The 286-nt window shown below is 51.7% G+C and carries 1 protein-coding gene; it reads left to right on the top strand.

From position 1 onward, the window contains the following. Positions 1-241 (top strand): hypothetical protein (locus J4G32_RS21185; protein WP_210497682.1); only part of this gene is annotated, 241 nt, incomplete at its 5' end. Positions 242-286 lie beyond the last annotated feature (45 nt).

The raw sequence follows: 286 nt of genomic DNA, 5'->3' as shown, positions 1-286 counted from the left end.
GCTGGAGGCGCTGATAACCCAGGCGTTGTCATCTAAAATCGCCATGAAGCCAGGCGATATTCGCGACAAAAAGGAGCTGGCGGAAGAGCTCAGGCTGGCGGCTGAGAAAAAATTGTCTTCTGAAGCGAAAACCGAAGCACCCCGTCAGGCGGAATCTGGCGGGGTGATGAAAATCATGAAGATTGTCGGTTTGATCGCGTTGATTGTCTGCGCGTTAAATCGATTCTTCCATTTTTTCTGAACAGGGGCAGTGAAAGCGCCGTTACGGCGCTTTCGGCTCGTCAAT

Source organism: Microvirga antarctica, from assembly GCF_017921815.1.
In the GTDB taxonomy this organism is placed as follows: domain Bacteria; phylum Pseudomonadota; class Alphaproteobacteria; order Rhizobiales; family Beijerinckiaceae; genus Microvirga; species Microvirga antarctica.
This window is presented reverse-complemented; position numbering and strand designations above follow the sequence as displayed.